Source organism: Bradyrhizobium sp. USDA 4454 (assembly GCF_054822705.1).
In genome coordinates, this window is sequence record NZ_JBTRCN010000001.1 from 1,969,474 (window position 1) to 1,983,952 (window position 14,479).

At 64.2% G+C, this 14,479-nt stretch carries 15 protein-coding genes and 1 pseudogene; 9 read left to right on the forward strand and 7 right to left on the reverse strand.

Annotated elements, in window-relative coordinates; genetic code table 11:
- The first annotated feature begins 11 nt into the window (after positions 1-11).
- Positions 12-437 (forward strand): DUF4399 domain-containing protein, encoded by a 426-nt coding sequence (locus ACVIW0_RS08830; protein ID WP_461351966.1) that lies wholly within the window; start codon positions 12-14, stop codon positions 435-437.
- Positions 438-541: 104 nt separating this feature from the next.
- Positions 542-1,339: a transporter substrate-binding domain-containing protein gene (locus ACVIW0_RS08835; RefSeq protein ID WP_461351967.1), complete on the forward strand. Its 798-nt coding sequence runs from the start codon at positions 542-544 to the stop codon at positions 1,337-1,339.
- A 365-nt stretch (positions 1,340-1,704) separates the two neighbouring features.
- Here ACVIW0_RS08835 and ACVIW0_RS08840 read toward each other — a convergent pair whose 3' ends face one another.
- Both ACVIW0_RS08840 and ACVIW0_RS08845 read right to left on the reverse strand, forming a co-directional pair.
- On the reverse strand, positions 1,705-2,496 hold the full coding sequence (locus ACVIW0_RS08840) for a substrate-binding domain-containing protein (RefSeq protein WP_461351968.1): 792 nt from the start codon (positions 2,494-2,496) through the stop codon (positions 1,705-1,707).
- Between the two features lie 187 nt (positions 2,497-2,683).
- Positions 2,684-3,907 (reverse strand): polyhydroxyalkanoate depolymerase, encoded by a 1,224-nt coding sequence (locus ACVIW0_RS08845; RefSeq protein WP_461351969.1) that lies wholly within the window; start codon positions 3,905-3,907, stop codon positions 2,684-2,686.
- 176 nt (positions 3,908-4,083) lie between these two features.
- On the opposite strand from ACVIW0_RS08845, the gene ACVIW0_RS08850 reads away from it, so the two are divergent.
- Positions 4,084-4,740: a glutathione S-transferase gene (locus ACVIW0_RS08850; RefSeq protein WP_461351970.1), complete on the forward strand. Its 657-nt coding sequence runs from the start codon at positions 4,084-4,086 to the stop codon at positions 4,738-4,740.
- A gap of 319 nt (positions 4,741-5,059) precedes the next feature.
- A complete protein-coding gene (locus tag ACVIW0_RS08855) occupies positions 5,060-5,494 on the forward strand; it encodes a cupin domain-containing protein (protein WP_461351971.1) in 435 nt (144 codons plus the stop codon).
- Between the two features lie 289 nt (positions 5,495-5,783).
- Here the strand turns inward: ACVIW0_RS08855 and ACVIW0_RS08860 are convergent, their stop codons facing one another.
- Positions 5,784-6,005 carry a hypothetical protein gene (locus tag ACVIW0_RS08860; RefSeq protein WP_456753266.1) on the reverse strand — a complete coding sequence of 74 codons (222 nt, stop codon included), beginning with the start codon at positions 6,003-6,005 and terminating at the stop codon, positions 5,784-5,786.
- A gap of 179 nt (positions 6,006-6,184) precedes the next feature.
- Between ACVIW0_RS08860 and ACVIW0_RS08865 the strand changes: the two genes are divergently transcribed.
- The gene (locus ACVIW0_RS08865; RefSeq protein WP_461351972.1) at positions 6,185-6,556 is read left to right on the forward strand and encodes a hypothetical protein; all 372 of its coding nucleotides are present in this window, start codon (positions 6,185-6,187) and stop codon (positions 6,554-6,556) included.
- Between the two features lie 146 nt (positions 6,557-6,702).
- Here ACVIW0_RS08865 and ACVIW0_RS08870 read toward each other — a convergent pair whose 3' ends face one another.
- Together ACVIW0_RS08870 and ACVIW0_RS08875 are read right to left on the reverse strand one after the other, a co-directional pair.
- The gene (locus tag ACVIW0_RS08870) at positions 6,703-7,806 is read right to left on the reverse strand and encodes a mandelate racemase/muconate lactonizing enzyme family protein (RefSeq protein WP_461351973.1); all 1,104 of its coding nucleotides are present in this window, start codon (positions 7,804-7,806) and stop codon (positions 6,703-6,705) included.
- Positions 7,807-8,008: 202 nt separating this feature from the next.
- Positions 8,009-9,250 carry an ABC transporter substrate-binding protein gene (locus ACVIW0_RS08875; RefSeq protein WP_461351974.1) on the reverse strand — a complete coding sequence of 414 codons (1,242 nt, stop codon included), beginning with the start codon at positions 9,248-9,250 and terminating at the stop codon, positions 8,009-8,011.
- 236 nt (positions 9,251-9,486) lie between these two features.
- Here ACVIW0_RS08875 and ACVIW0_RS08880 point away from each other — a divergent pair, with 236 nt between their 5' ends.
- Positions 9,487-10,326 carry an AraC family transcriptional regulator gene (locus ACVIW0_RS08880; protein ID WP_461351975.1) on the forward strand — a complete coding sequence of 280 codons (840 nt, stop codon included), beginning with the start codon at positions 9,487-9,489 and terminating at the stop codon, positions 10,324-10,326.
- Positions 10,327-10,433: 107 nt separating this feature from the next.
- Here ACVIW0_RS08880 and ACVIW0_RS08885 read toward each other — a convergent pair whose 3' ends face one another.
- Positions 10,434-10,571, reverse strand: a complete 138-nt coding sequence (locus ACVIW0_RS08885) for a hypothetical protein (RefSeq protein WP_461351976.1) — start codon at positions 10,569-10,571, stop codon at positions 10,434-10,436.
- A 54-nt stretch (positions 10,572-10,625) separates the two neighbouring features.
- Between ACVIW0_RS08885 and ACVIW0_RS08890 the strand changes: the two genes are divergently transcribed.
- On the forward strand, positions 10,626-11,990 hold the full coding sequence (locus ACVIW0_RS08890) for a class-II fumarase/aspartase family protein (protein WP_461351977.1): 1,365 nt from the start codon (positions 10,626-10,628) through the stop codon (positions 11,988-11,990).
- A gap of 234 nt (positions 11,991-12,224) precedes the next feature.
- Here the strand turns inward: ACVIW0_RS08890 and ACVIW0_RS08895 are convergent, their stop codons facing one another.
- Complete coding sequence (locus ACVIW0_RS08895) at positions 12,225-13,235, reverse strand: polyprenyl synthetase family protein (RefSeq protein ID WP_461351978.1); 1,011 nt, start codon at positions 13,233-13,235, stop codon at positions 12,225-12,227.
- A gap of 135 nt (positions 13,236-13,370) precedes the next feature.
- Here ACVIW0_RS08895 and ACVIW0_RS08900 point away from each other — a divergent pair.
- Positions 13,371-13,600 (forward strand): annotated as a pseudogene (locus tag ACVIW0_RS08900) (putative signal transducing protein).
- Positions 13,601-13,616: 16 nt separating this feature from the next.
- Positions 13,617-14,420, forward strand: a complete 804-nt coding sequence (locus ACVIW0_RS08905) for a tRNA1(Val) (adenine(37)-N6)-methyltransferase (protein WP_461357281.1) — start codon at positions 13,617-13,619, stop codon at positions 14,418-14,420.
- Positions 14,421-14,479: the final 59 nt, after the last annotated feature.

The window sequence follows — 14,479 nt, forward strand, 5'->3', positions numbered from 1 at the left end:
ATGGAGGGGCTATGAAAAGTGCAGGTCTGATCATGCTCACTGCGGCACTGACATTGCTTGCCGGTGCTGCCGACGCGCAAAACAAGCCGGCCGGCAAAGACACCAAGCTGTATTTCATCTGGCCGCGCGACGGCGTCAGACTTAAAAGTCCGTTCGTGTGCCGCTTCGGGCTGCGCAACATGGGCGTCACCCATGCCGGCGACGACTACCCGAACAGCGGCCATCACCATCTTCTGATCGACGTGGCCGAGCCGCTGAATCCGAACGAGCCGATCCCGTCGGACAAGTCGCATCAGCACTTCGGCGCGGGCCAGACCGAGACGCAGCTCGATCTCGCGCCCGGCAAGCACACGCTCCAGCTGGTGCTGGGTGATGCCAAGCATTATCCCTTCAACCCGCCGGTCGTCTCCGAAAAGATCACCATCCGGGTCAAATAGGCCGATACGGATAGCTCCGTTGCGAGACCGGCGCTTGCGCAAGGCGGCGTCGTGCGGTCTGGTGCGCGCCGGCCGGACAGCAAGACCGGCGTGGAGGAGGTCCGATGTTGTCTCGATTGCTGCGTCTGGCCGGCCTCGTGTTGGGAGTGATTGTGATGGCCGCATCCGCCAATGCCGACGCCTTGAAGGACCAGATCGCGCCGACCGGCAAGCTCCGGGTCGCGATCGCGATCAGCCCGGCGGGCGGTGCGTTCTGGTCGACCAAAACCGACAACGGCTATGCCGGCGTTCCCGTCGATCTCGGCCGCGAGATGGCGGCGCAGCTCGGCGTTCCCGTCGAATATGTCGTGCATCAGAACTCCGGCCAGATCACCGAAGCGGCGGCGAAGAACACCTGGGATGTCACCTTCCTGCCCAAGGATCCCGAGCGCGAAACCAGGATGACGTTCGGGCCGATCTACGAAGTCGCCGACGCCACCTACATCGTCAGGCCGGGCGCGAAGATCACCAATTTTGCGAGCCTCGACCAGGACGGCGTCAAGGTCGCGGCCGTCAACAACACCACGACGATGCGCGGCGCGATCGCCCATCTCAAGCACGCCAAGGTCACCGGCTATCAGACCTATGACGAGATCTTCCATCTGCTGGAGAACGGCGAGGTGGACGCCTTCGCGCTGTCGCGTGACCAGTTGGTGGCGATGGCCAAGAAGATTCCCGGCTCTTGCGTTCTCGACGAGACCTTCAAGCAGACCGTCACCGCGGTCGCCGTCCCGCTCGACCATCCGCTCGCCGCGGCGTTCGTCGCGAAGTTCATGACGGAAGCGATCGCCAACGGCACGCTGCGCAAGGCCTATGACGCTAACGGGCTGAAGGACACGCCGGTGCGCACCGAGGTAAAGTAGTGGTGCGTGTCTCGACCTATCTGACCTCTCTCACCGTCAACCTGAGAGGATGTGAAGCTTTGTCCTCATCCACTGTTGTCGTCGCCCGGCTCGACCGGCGACCCAGTACGCCGCGGCCTATCGGCTCAAGCATGTGCCGTCTCTGGAATACTGGATCACCCGCATGCGCGAGTGATGACAAGAGCAAGCTGAGTAAGCCAATTCCGTCACCCCTGAGCAGCGCGCTTGCGCGCGTCTCGAAGGGTCGACGGCCCGGCTAGTGGCCGTGCATCCTTCGAGACGGCCGCTGCGCGGGCTCCTCCAGCGACAAAGGCGAAGCCTTTGCGCGGGGGATGACGGTGAAGCAGTGAGTGTCCCAAAGTGCGCTAATGCGTCGCACCGCCCGCAATCGGATCGAGCCCGCTCTTGACCAGCGCGTCGCGCGCGTCTGACGAGGCGAGGAAGCTGATCAGCGCCTTGCCGGCCTCAGGCTCCTTCGAAGCGGTGGCGATGCCGGCGGAGAATATCGTGATCTTCTGCAACGGCTCCGGCAAGGCACCCACGATGTCGATGCCGGCGACCGGCTTCAGCTCGGAGATCTGCTGCAAGCCGATCTCGGCCTCGCCCTTGGCGACGATCTCGCCGACCGGGGTCGCCGGGATCATCCGCGCCTTGTCCTTCATCTGGTCGGCGATGCCGAGCTTTGCGAACATCTCGGTCGAAACATAGACGCCGCTGGCGCTGTCGGAATAGGCGACCGATTTCGCCGCCAGCAGCGCCTGCTTGACGCTGTCGGCCGAGCCGATGTCCGGCTTTGCCGCGCCTGACTTGACCGCGATGCCGATCGGCGACTTCACGAGGTCGACGCGGCTGTCGGCCACCACCTTGCCCTGCTTGATGAGATCACCGAGCGCATAGCCGACCATGATCAGCACGTCGGCCGGCTCGCCGCGCTCAAGCCGCACCGGAATGGCGTTGGCCGTGGTGCCCATCGACGGCCCGAAGGCGGTCACCACCTTGTGCCCGGTCTTGCGCTCGAACTCCGGCACCAGCGCCTTGTAGGCCGCCGTCAATCCGCCCGAGATCATGACATGGACTTCGGCGGCGCATGCCGACGTGAAGGCGAGGGCGCCGACAAAAGCGAGCGTGAGGGCACGGATGGCGGTCGAGGCGCGCATGGAGTTTCTCCCGGGACGATTCTTAGGGCGCGGGGGTCGTCGTGGCGGGGGAGACTAATGCGTGGGAAGAGGTGTGGCTAGGTGAGACGTCGTAGCCCGGATGGAGCGCAGCGTAATCCGGAACCGGCTGCTCCGCGGAAGTGCCTTCCCGGATTGCGCTGCGCTGCATCCGGGCTACGGGATCGCCTCACGAATTCACATGCACGAAATCGCGCAGCAGCGGGTAGATCTCGTTGTTCCAGCGCCTGCCGGAGAACACGCCGTAATGGCCGACGCCGGCCTGCATGTGGTGCACCTTGCGATAGGTACGCACGCCGGTGCAGAGGTCTTGCGCGGCGAGCGTCTGCCCGATCGAGCAGATGTCGTCCTTCTCGCCTTCCACGGTCATCAGGCCCATGCGCCGGATCGCCGCCGGGTTCACCGGGCGGCCGCGATGCATCAGCATGCCCTGCGGCAGCAGGTGCTCCTGAAACACGTCGCGTACCGTCTCGATGTAGAACTCCGCCGGCAGGTCCATCACGGCGAAATACTCGTCATAGAATGTCTTGATCACCTCGGCCTTGTCGGTCTCGCCCTTGGCGAGATGGTCGGCGAGGTCGATGTGCTGCTTGATGTGGCGCTCCAGATTCATCGACACGAACGCCGTGAGCTGCACGAAACCTGGATAGACCTGACGCAACGCGCCCTTGCACTGTACGGGGACGTAATTGATCAGATTGTCCTCGAACCACTTGATCGGCTTGCTCTTGGCGAACTCGTTGACCTTGGTCGGCTGGATCCGTGTGTCGATCGGCCCGGCCATCAGGGTCAGCGATGCCGGCCGCGCCGGATGGTTGTCCTCCGACATGATCGCGGCCGCCGCCAGCGCCGATACGGACGGCTGGCAGATCGCCACCATATGCGCGCGCGGGCCGAGCTGGGCGAGGAAGTCGATCAGATGGTCGGTATAGTCCTCGAGCCCGAAGCGGCCCTCGCTGCGCGGAATGTCGCGCGGATTGTGCCAGTCGGTGATGTAGACGTCGTGGTCCTGCAGCAGCGTCTTCACGGTGCCGCGCAGCAGGGTGGCAAAATGGCCGGACATCGGCGCCACCAGCAGCAGCCGCGGCTGCTCCGGTCCGTCCACCTTCTTGAAGTGCAGCAGCGAGCCGAACGGCGTCGCATAGGCGACCTCCTCGGTCACCTGGTACTCCCTGTTGCCGGAGGTCACGCTGCCGATGGCGTAGTCGGGGCGGGCATAGGTCAGGGTGGAGCGGGAGATCAGCTCGAGCGCGGCGGCGAGCCGGCCGAACGTCCGCTGCGAGGTGCCCCGCGGCACCAGATTGAGGTAGCGCAATGCCGCCGCGGCGCCGGTCCGCCACGGCGCGGTGAGGTCCATATGGTTCTGGTAGGCTTGGTACAGCATTGACATCATACGCATCCACCCGGTGGCCCGGTCTGCCAAGCAATATCGAGGCCAGAGGTGGGCCGGCTGCCCGGCAAATTGGCACGTCGCTTGCTGCAAAAACGAACGGCTCCCGGGGGGCGCGGCGGTTGGACCGCCGGCAGGGTCTGGGAGCCAGGCATGCGTTCAGGCGTGAGGACATTGAAATGGCGAAGGCGACGCTCACCATCAGCAGCAAGAATTACTCGTCCTGGTCGCTGCGCGGCTGGTTGCTGGCCAAATTCGCCGGGCTGGAGTTCGAGGAGGTGGTGACCGCGCCCGATGACCCCTCGGCGCGGGCCGAGCTGCTGCTGCTGTCGTCCTCGATCCTGGTGCCCTGCCTGCGCCACGAGGGCGCGACGGTCTGGGATACGCTGGCGATCGGCGAGTACCTCAACGAGATCATGCCGCATGCCGGGCTGCTGCCGGAGGACCGTATCCAGCGCGCGCATTGCCGCTCGATCTCGGGCGAAATCCATTCCGGCTTCACCACGCTGCGGTCCTCGCTGCCGGTCAATCTCAAGGGCCACTTCCCCGGCTTCAAGATCTGGTCGCGGGCGCAGGCCGACATCGAGCGCGTCTGCGCAATCTGGAGCGATTGCCTGGCGAAGTCAGGCGGGCCGTTCCTGTTCGGCGAACGCCGCACCATGGCGGACGCGATGTACGCGCCGGTCGTGACCCGCTTCATCACCTATGACGTCAAGCTCGATCCCGTCCTCGCGGCCTATGCCAAGACCATCATGGCGATGCCCGAGATGCAGGAATGGGTCGAGGCGGCGAAGGCGGAGCCGGCCGACGTCGAGGAGCTCGAGGTCGAATATTAGGCAGCCTGCCTTCGGCCTGCCCGCGTCGGCGGCTCAAGCTCGAGGCAAGCTTTGCTCAACGGACGTGCCGCCGGCGTCGGGCATTGCCGGCGCAGATCGGGCGCGCCCGAGGGCGTCCGAGCGCAAATATGTGCCTCACGCCAAAAGCTTCCGATGTGGCGACCGCGCGTGACGAGACCGATCGCCGCCGCTCAACCGGGCTGGCAAGGATTTCGCATAGCAACAATCGAGCTGTGACCGCGACGATGCGACGCTGCCGAAAATTTGGACGCTGAGCCGCGCCGCGATCTCGCGAAAACGAGAACCGTGGAGGCTTGAAATGAACCAGCACGCCGTCGTCAGCAAATTCTCCCACGTCAAACCCGGTGACACCGAGTTCAAGGGCGGAGGTCTGCGCGACTTCTTCCTGTATCGCGACCTTGGCATCGCCGATGCCACCGGCGGGCAGGTGATCTGCCACCTGGTCAAGGCCAATCCCGACATGCCGCCGGAAGAGGGCACCGGCTGGCACAAGCATCTGTGCGATTTTCAGATCGTCATCATGACCAAGGGCTGGGCCCGCTTCATGTACGAGGACAAGGAGACGCTGGTCGAGGCCGGCGATGTCATCCATCAGCGCCCCGGCATCACCCACTACCTGTTCGATTACTCGAAGGACATGGAATACCTCGAGATCGTCAGTCCCGCCGACTTCAAGACCGTGGATGTGCCGCCGGCGACCGAGACCGTGCCGCCGATCACGCCGTGGAAATGATCGCGAGCGATGATTGAGAGGAGGGGCCGCAAATGTCGTCCGCGGAGGAATTAACCTTTGTTGTCGGCCGCTGGCTGCGGCCGATCGTCATGCTTCTGTATGTGGTGCGCCGTCTTGGGCTGATGACCACATCTAGCCGTGAACAACGGAGTACGTCGCTCAATCAGTGATTCGGACGCGGTTCGTTCCATCCGCGTTCCGAATCTTAAAGCGCAGCGCGTGCGCGTCGCGTTTTGAAACAGCTTGCATGGTCCCGAAGGACCATGCGCAAGAGCGGCGCCTCACGGGCTCAGGCCAACGGTTGCTTCTCGCGCGGCTTCCGCCAGGCGATGACGTTGGCCTCCAGCGCGCCACCTGTCGTGTCATTGCGCCACTGGCCGTCGACGAAGCGGCAGGCGAACGGCAGCTGATACGTCCCGCTGTGATCCTCACAAAGCACTTCCACGCGTTGCTCCGGCGAAGGTTCGCCATTGCCATCGAATTGCGCCAGACGTTTTTCGCGCGTCGCCATGTGATCTGTCTCCACCAAGGGTTCGAACCAAACAAGTTCCGAAGGCCCCCCGTCCCCACGAGTAGTCCCCGTAATGGGTGAAGCACACCGCTCGAATGCGGTTTCAGTGTGGTATGTCTGCCTTGCTTTCAGCGCCGCGAGCACAAAACTGTGAATGGCGCATGTGATTGAGGATGTCGATGGCCACTCGTTCCACTCTTGTCCTGCTCACGTCGATTGCATTCTGCGTTGTCACAACCGCGCATGCACAGGACGTTCCCGGCATCGAGATCTGCACCGTCGAGAAAACCATGGAGCGGCGCACCAGCTGCCTGCAGAGCAACGTGGATTTTCTGCAGAAGACGATCGGCAAGCTCACGTCGGATCATCAGCAGAAGCTCGACGCCGCCAACCGGCAGATCGCGAGCTTGCAGAGCATGGTGGCAAATTTGCAAAAGCTCGCCACCGATCTGCAGGCGGCGCAGGCCAAGCTGGCCGAGGATCTGAAGAAGAAGGCCGACGCGCCGCCGGCAAAGGATGCGGCGCCTGCGGCGAAGGACGGGACGAAGTAGTCCACCGTCATTGCGAGCCACCTGGTCGGCGCGAAGCGCCGCCAGATGACAGGCTCCGCGAAGCAATCCATCCCACCGTGCATGCAGAACCACGGATTGCTTCGTCGCTTCGCTCCTCGCAATGACGGGGTTGGAGTGACGCTCGGTCACGCCACCCGATACGTCTCCATCACGTCGCGATCCGGCTCGTAGCCGAGCCCGGGGCCCTGGGGCACGGCGACATGGCCATTGGCGTCGACGGCGATGCGGTCGCCCCACAGGCAGGCGGGGCGCTTCATGAAGAACATTTCGATCAGGCCGGCATCGCGGATCGCCATCAGATGCAGCGTGGCGAGGAAGCCCGGCCCGAAATAGGGCGAGTGCGGAATCACCTGCACGCCGAACTCGTCGGCGAGCACGGCAACGCGCAGGAATTCGGTGACGCCGCCGACCTTGATCACCGACGGCTGCGCGTGACTGACCGCGCCCGCGGTCATCATCTGGCGGAATTGATGCACGGTGCAGGCGTTCTCGCCGGCCGCGATATCGAGCCGGCCCTCTCTGCGTACTTCGGCGAGCGTGGCGAAATCTTCCGGCGGCCAGACCGGCTCCTCGAGAAACAGCGGCGCGGCCTGCTTGCAGTCGCGCGCAAATTGAATTGCCGCCGGCCCATCCAGCGGGCAATTCATGTCGACCATCAGCGGCACGCCGGGGCCGATCGCCTCGCGCGCGGCTGATACCGCGGGCACGGTGGTCTCGTGCAGTTTGATCGCGGAGTAGCCGAGCTTGATCGCCTTCTTGCATTCGGCAGCGATATGCGCGGGATTGCCGATCCGCATCAGGCTTGCATAGGCCGGGATCGCGCTGCGCTTGGCGCCGCCGATCAATTGATGCAGCGGCACGCCCTTCACCTTGCCGGCGAGATCCCACAGTGCGATGTCGAGCGCCGAGATCGCAAACATCGTGATGCCGTAGCGGCCGAACAGATGCAGATTGCGCTGGATCTGCTCCATCGCGGCAGGGATCCTGGCCGCATCCGGTACCTCGAGGCCGCGTGCCTGCGGCGCGATCATCTCGGCGACCGCGGTGCAGCTCGTCCTCGGGCAGACATAGGCGAAGGCATCGCCCCACCCGGTCAGGCCGGCATCGGTCGACACCTCGACCAGCACCATGTCGAGCGCGGAGATCGCGGACGCACCCTGGCGGAAGCTCGCGGGGCCTGCGTCATAGGGAATGCGGATATGGTGGGCGCGGACGTCGGTGATTTTCATTGTTGTTGTCCTTCCGATCGCAGGATGTGCCTTTGAGTCGCGGTGGCCGGACAGCCTGTCCTAGTATGGCGCCGGGCTGATCGCCCGGTTCCGGCCATCGCAAATCTTGCTTGCGAAAAACCTGCGCGTGAATCGTGTCGAAGACGTGGATGCCCGGCGCGGTGCCGGGCATCATGAAGCCCAAAGTTGTGGCGGAAGACCCTTAAGAACTCTTCTCGCCGCTCATGACGGGACCGAACCGCTCCCAGCTCTCGCCCTTGAAGCGCATCATCTGCAATTGCTCGATCGGCGCATAGTCGTCCGGCCCGGTCTTGATCCTGGTGCCGGGCAGATAGATGCCGATCTCGAAATTGAGGCTGGCTGCCTGCTTCATCAGGTTCTCGCGGGTGAGGTTGTCGCCGCATTGCCGCAGCACCTGCTCGAGCCCCTTGGCGACGCCGTAGCCGAACACGGTCGCCGCATCGTCGAGATCGCCTTCGGGATACCATTTGGTCATGAAGGCGCGCCACTCGACCATGGCGGGATCGTTCTTCCACTCGGGGTCCTTGGGATCCTTGAGATACTGCGTCGACAGGATGCCCTGGCTCGCCTCGTAGCCGGCCGGCTTCATCACGCCGCCGATCGAGACCGAGACGTTGGTCAGGAACTGCACCGGATGCCAATCCAGCTCGGCGGCCTTCTTGATCGCCTGCGCCGCGAATTTCGGCGTTGCGATGTTGACGAAGATGTCGGGGTTGGCGCCCTTGATCTGCACGATCTGCGAATCCACCGTGGGCGACGAGGTCTCGTAGGAGGATTCGACGACGATCAGTTTCTTGGCGGCATCGCCCAGCCCCTCATGCAGGCCGATCAGATAGTCCTTGCCGAAATCGTCGTTCTGGTAGAGCACGCCGATGGTCTTGCCGGGATATTTGTCGAGGATGTATTTGGCATAGATGCGCGCCTCGACCTGGTAGCTCGGCTGCCAGCCCATCGTCCACGGAAAATTCTTCGCATCGTTCCATTTGGCAGCGCCGGTTGAGACGAACAGCTGCGGCACCTTCTTGGCATTCATGTATTTCTGGATCGCCGTGTTGCCCGGCGTGCCCAGCGGATTGAAGATCAACAGCACCTCGTCGCTCTCGACCAGCTTGCGCGCCTGCTCGACCATCTTCGGCGGCGAGTAGGCGTCATCATAGGAGATGAAGTTGACCTTGCGGCCGTTGATGCCGCCTTCGCTGTTGAGCTTGTTGAAATAGGCCGCTTCCGTCTTGCCGATCGTGGCGTAGGCGGATGCCGGGCCGGAGTAGGGCATGATGTTGCCGACCTTGATCTCGGTGTCGGTCGCGCCCGGATCGTATTTCTTCTGTGCGCTGGCGGCGGTTGCGACGGCGATCGTCAACAGCCCCGCAAGCGCCGCCGACTTGACGCGATTGGCATAGCTCAAGCGTTGGTGGTGCATCATTGTCCTCCCTGACATGCTGACCGCGGCTCGTGCAGTCTTGATTTTCGGCAGCTTGATGAGCCGTCGGATCGATGCAACTGCGAGTATGCACGATTGCAACATTGTTGCCAGCGACGGCTTTGGGCTAAAATTTCGCTGAGCGGAACCAGGGTTTCGCGGCTGCGCAGCAAGGACTGTCAAGCGCCGCAGGTCGCAACCATGCATGATGCCCGAGCTTTGCAGGAGAGCCGTCGTCCATGAATCCAGCCCAGAAGGCGCTCTGGTACATCGAAAGCCATCTCCGCAGGTCGCTGACGCTCGACGACATCGCGGCCGTTGCCGGCGTCTCGCGCTTCCATCTGGTGCGGGCGTTCGCGGAGGCGACCGGGTTCTCGGTGATGCGCTACGTGCGGGCGCGCCGTCTCAGCGAGGCCGCACGCGAGCTCGCGGCCGGTGCGCCCGACATCCTCACGCTGGCGCTGGATGCGGATTACGGCTCCCACGAAGCGTTCACCCGCGCGTTCCGCGATCATTTCGGCGTCACGCCCGAAGCCGTGCGCGCGACGACGTGCCTGACCAAGCTCAAGCTGCAGGAGCCGATCACCATGATCTCGACCGCTCTCGACCACATCGATCCGCCGCGCATCGTGACCGGCAAGGCGTTTCTCGTCGCCGGTGTCGGTGAGCGCTACAACCACGCTAATGACAGCACGGCCGGCATTCCGAACCAGTGGCATGGCTTCCACCAGCAATGCGCGTATATTCCGCGCCAAATCGGCAACGTCGCCTACGGCGTCTGCTGCAACGGCGATGACGCCGGCAATTTCGACTACATCGCCGGTGTCGAGGTCGCCGATTTCTCCGACCTGCCGCGGGAGTTCGCGCGCGTCCGGATCCCGGCGCACAAATACCTGGTGTTCACCCACAAGGACCACATCTCGACCATCCGCCGCACCGTCAACACGATCTGGAACAGGTGGCTGCCGCAATCCGGCATGAAGGTCGCGGACGCGCCGAACTTCGAGCGCTACGACGAGACCTTCGACAAGAACACCGGCAATGGCGGGCTGGAGATCTGGGTGCCGGTGGAGGAGTAGGGTTCTTACTCGCACCACAAATTCGGTGTCGTCCCGGCGAAGGCCCGGGACCCATTACCCCAAAAGTGCATTGTTGCACGACGCTGGGGCCACGATCCTGTTCACGATCAATTGCGGTGGTTATGGGTCCTGGCTTTCGCCAGGACGACATCGCCTATGGTGCAAGTCAGCGGCACCGCCTGGACGTCCTGGCGGATTTCGGCGATGCGCCGGCCGTAGCGTTGCTCGATCAGGTCGCCGATCATACAAGGATTATGTCCGGACATAAAAATACCGGCCGTAAACCCTAGGAGGTTTCCATGCGCGCCACCGTTCCGACCGCCACGACAGTCCTCGACTCGATCCTGTTTCGTGACGCCTTCGGCACGCCGGCCATGCGCGAGATCTTCTCGGACTATTCGCTGATCTCCCGCTACGCCGAGGTCGAGATCGCGCTCGCCAAGGCGGAGGCGCGCTGCGGCGTCATTCCGTCCGATGCGGCCAAGGCGATCGCAGAGCGGACCGACGTCGCGGCGCTGGATTTCGATCTGCTGCGCCAGGAGACCGACATCGTCGGCTATCCGATCCTGCCGCTGGTGCATCAGATGGCCAAGCAATGCGGCGAAGCCGGCCGCTATGTGCACTGGGGCGCGACCACGCAGGACATCATGGACAGCGCCGTGATCCTGCAGGTGCGCGACGGCCTTGAGATCATCGAGCAGGATATCTCGGAGCTGCGCAAAATCCTCGCAGATTTGTCGAAGCGGCATCGCGATACGCCGATGGCCGGCCGCACCCATCTGCAACAGGCGCTGCCGGTCACCTTCGGCTACAAATGCGCGATCTGGCTTGCGATGTTCGATCGCCATGCGGAGCGGCTCGCGCAGCTGAAGCCACGAGTGCTGGTCGGCCAGTTCGCCGGCGCCGCCGGCACGCTGGCGTCGCTGGGCAGCAAAGGTCTCGAGGTCCAGCAGGCGCTCTGCGAAGAGCTCGGCCTTGGTGTGCCCGTTTCCACCTGGCACGTGGCGCGCGACGGGCTCGCCGAAGTCGTGAACTTCTTTGCGCTGGTGACCGGCTCGCTCGGCAAGATCGCGCTCGACATCATGATCATGGCCTCGACCGAATTCGCCGAGCTCTATGAGCCGTTCGTGAAGGGCCGCGGCGCGTCCTCCACCATGCCGCAGAAACGCAATCCGATCTCGTCGGAGCTGATGCTGGCGGCCGCCAAGGGCGTGCGCCAGCATGCCGGCCTGATGCTCGACGCTACGATCCAGGATTTCGAGCGCGCGACCGGACCCTGGCACGCCGAATGGATGGCGATACCCGAGAGCTTCGTCCTGACCGCCGGCGCCATGCATCAGGCCAAGTTCGCGCTCGGCGGTCTGATCGTGGACGAGGCGCGGATGGCGACCAATCTCGACATCAGCCGCGGCCTGATCGTGGCGGAAGCCGTGATGATGGGTCTCGCGCCGCAACTTGGCCGCCAGGACGCGCATGACGTCGTCTACGACGCCTGCCGCCGCGCCAATGAGCAGCACGTCTCGCTTGCGGATGCGCTCGCGGCCGATCCGCGAATTTCCTCGCGCATCGACCGCGCGACGATCGAGCGTCTGACCTCGCCGCGGAACTATCTCGGTCTCGCACCCGAAATGGTCGATCTCGTGCTGGCGAGCGTGGCGCGCTGACCCGCGCCCCACCTCGCGGGCGCAGGACGACGCGGCTTGAGCGGGGGCGAGGGACGTCAGCTCAGAGTTGCCCGATCCCGTGCGACATACTTAGTGTAGTCCCTGCAAAAGCAGGGACCCATAACCACCAAGCGTGATTGTCGTGCGATGCTGGAACGACGAGTCGCGTTCACCACACCCGCTGTGGAGTATGGGTCCTGCTTTCGCAGGGACGACACAGTCGGTGTGGCGAGCTTAGTGCGAGCGCGCCAGGCAGAACGCGACGACCTGTTCCAGCGCCATCTTCATCGGCGATGACGGGAACAGCGCCAGCGCGTCGACCGCCATCGCGCCGTAGTGCTGGGCGCGGCTGATGGTGTCTTCCAGCGCGCGGTGCTTGGTCATCAGCCCGATCGCGTGGTCGAGATCGGCCGATCCGATCTCGCCGCGCTCCAATGCGCGGATCCAGAACTGGCGCTCGGTGTCGTTGCCCCGGCGGAAGGCAAGCACCACCGGCAGCGTGATCTTGCCCTCGCGGAAATCGTCGCCGACATTCTTGCCGAGCTTTGCGGATTTGCCGCCATAGTCGAGCACGTCGTCGACGAGCTGGAAGGCGATGCCGAGATTCATGCCGACCGAGCGGCACGCGGTCTGCTCGGCCTTGGGCCGGTTGGCGATCACGGGGCCGACCTCGCAGGCGGCGGCGAACAGCTCGGCGGTCTTGCCGCGGATCACGGCGAGATATTCGTCCTCGGTGGTCGCGGTGTTCTTGGCGGCGGCAAGCTGCATCACCTCGCCCTCGGCGATGGTGGCGGCGGCCGCGGAGAGAATGTCGAGCGCGCGCAGCGAGCCGACCTCGACCATCATCCGGAAGGCCTGACCGAGCAGGAAGTCGCCGACCAGCACGCTGGCCTCGTTGCCCCACAGCATCCGCGCGGACAATTTGCCGCGGCGCAGCTCGCTCTCGTCGACCACGTCGTCATGCAGCAGGGTCGCGGTGTGCATGAACTCGACCGCGGCGGCGAGCTTGATATGGCCGTCGCCGCTGTAGTCGGAGAGCTGGGCCATCGCCAGCGTCAGCATCGGGCGCAGTCGTTTTCCCCCGGAGGAGATCAGGTGGTTGGCGACCTCTGGGATCATGGTGACCTCGGAGCCGGTCCGCGAAATGATCGTCGCGTTGACGCGCTCCATGTCGGCGGCGACAAGTCCCACCAGCCCGTCGATCGAAGCATTGGACGGGCTTTCGAAGGGTACAATAACCGCCACGCTGGTCTCCAATTTTGCCGAATACGCATTATGCTCAGCTATAACAATAGAAACTGCGAAGGTTTGCGGCAAGGCCTCGAAGTTATTGACATGTGAGGCATTCGCAGCACAGCCGGGGCGACAGGAGAGCGTATTTTGCGGGAATTGGTACGGACCAATGACATGGTGCTGGTCTCCGCCATCGGCGCGCTGCTCGACAGCGCTAACATCCATCATCTGGTGTTGGACCAGAACATGAGCATCATCGAGGGCTCGCTCGGCGCGTGCTGCCGCGGCGGATCCTGGTGCATGAGGATGACAACCACGAGGCCCGCCAGCTTCTGACCGACGCCGGCCTTGGCCATGAATTGCGGGCCGATGATTAGAGCGTTTTCAAGCGAAGTGGGCCCCGGTTCGCGTGAAGAAAGCGCGTCAAAAAAGGAGTCTCCGACCGCAGATGTCACCGAGGACGGATTCCTCGGCGGGCAATTGCGGCTGCGGCAGCCTCGCAGCGGGCACCGGGCCGGCCATGACGCGATCCTGCTCGCCGCGGCGACGCCGGCGCGGTCGGGCGACCGCGTCGTCGATCTCGGCGCCGGCGTCGGTGCGGCCGGGCTCGCGGTGGCGCGGCGGGTGAGGGGGACCGATCTCGTCCTGGTCGAGATCGACGCTGGATTGGCCGAGCTGGCCCGGAATAACGCCGCCGCCAACGCGATCAAGGCCGACGTGATCGTGCTCGATGTCGAGGCCGGTGCCGCAGCCTTCGATGCGGCGGGCCTCGGGCCCGACAGCGCCGACGTCGTGCTGATGAACCCGCCGTTCAATGATCCCGGCAGGCACCGCGCCTCGCCGGACGGTGTACGCCAGCGCGCCCATGTCGCGACCGCGACCACGCTGGCCAGCTGGGTCCACGCGGCGCGGCGGATCCTCAAGTCGAGCGGGCAGCTTGCGATGATCTGGCGGGCCGACGGGATCGCCGAGGTGCTGAGCGCGCTGGAGCGCGGCTTCGGCAGTCTCGAGATCCTGCCCCTCCACGGCGAGGCAGCCTCGCCGGCAATCCGAATCCTGGTGCGGGCGACCAAAGGCGGCCGGGCGCCGGCGCGACTGTATGCCGCGCTGCTGCTCAATGAAGAGTCAGGCGTGCCCAATAAATGGGTGCAGGAGATCTTGGCTGGAAAGGGAGAATTGCCGCTGGCGCGGCGCTAACGGACAGGCGAGCTGCCCGCGTGACTGGCACTAAATCACTGCGAAGCCGTTTCCGACTG

Excerpts from the sequence above, each read along its gene's own strand:
- ACVIW0_RS08845 (WP_461351969.1), bottom strand. The coding sequence starts at position 3,907 with ATGATGTCAATGCTGTACCAAGCCTACCAGAACCATATGGACCTCACC.
- ACVIW0_RS08835 (WP_461351967.1), top strand. The coding sequence starts at position 542 with ATGTTGTCTCGATTGCTGCGTCTGGCCGGCCTCGTGTTGGGAGTGATT.
- ACVIW0_RS08840 (WP_461351968.1), bottom strand. The coding sequence starts at position 2,496 with ATGCGCGCCTCGACCGCCATCCGTGCCCTCACGCTCGCTTTTGTCGGC.
- ACVIW0_RS08850 (WP_461351970.1), top strand. The coding sequence starts at position 4,084 with ATGGCGAAGGCGACGCTCACCATCAGCAGCAAGAATTACTCGTCCTGG.
- ACVIW0_RS08855 (WP_461351971.1), top strand. The coding sequence starts at position 5,060 with ATGAACCAGCACGCCGTCGTCAGCAAATTCTCCCACGTCAAACCCGGT.
- ACVIW0_RS08875 (WP_461351974.1), bottom strand. The coding sequence starts at position 9,250 with ATGATGCACCACCAACGCTTGAGCTATGCCAATCGCGTCAAGTCGGCG.
- ACVIW0_RS08880 (WP_461351975.1), top strand. The coding sequence starts at position 9,487 with ATGAATCCAGCCCAGAAGGCGCTCTGGTACATCGAAAGCCATCTCCGC.
- ACVIW0_RS08870 (WP_461351973.1), bottom strand. The coding sequence starts at position 7,806 with ATGAAAATCACCGACGTCCGCGCCCACCATATCCGCATTCCCTATGAC.
- ACVIW0_RS08885 (WP_461351976.1), bottom strand. The coding sequence starts at position 10,571 with ATGATCGGCGACCTGATCGAGCAACGCTACGGCCGGCGCATCGCCGAA.
- ACVIW0_RS08865 (WP_461351972.1), top strand. The coding sequence starts at position 6,185 with ATGGCCACTCGTTCCACTCTTGTCCTGCTCACGTCGATTGCATTCTGC.
- ACVIW0_RS08830 (WP_461351966.1), top strand. The coding sequence starts at position 12 with ATGAAAAGTGCAGGTCTGATCATGCTCACTGCGGCACTGACATTGCTT.
- ACVIW0_RS08860 (WP_456753266.1), bottom strand. The coding sequence starts at position 6,005 with ATGGCGACGCGCGAAAAACGTCTGGCGCAATTCGATGGCAATGGCGAA.
- ACVIW0_RS08890 (WP_461351977.1), top strand. The coding sequence starts at position 10,626 with ATGCGCGCCACCGTTCCGACCGCCACGACAGTCCTCGACTCGATCCTG.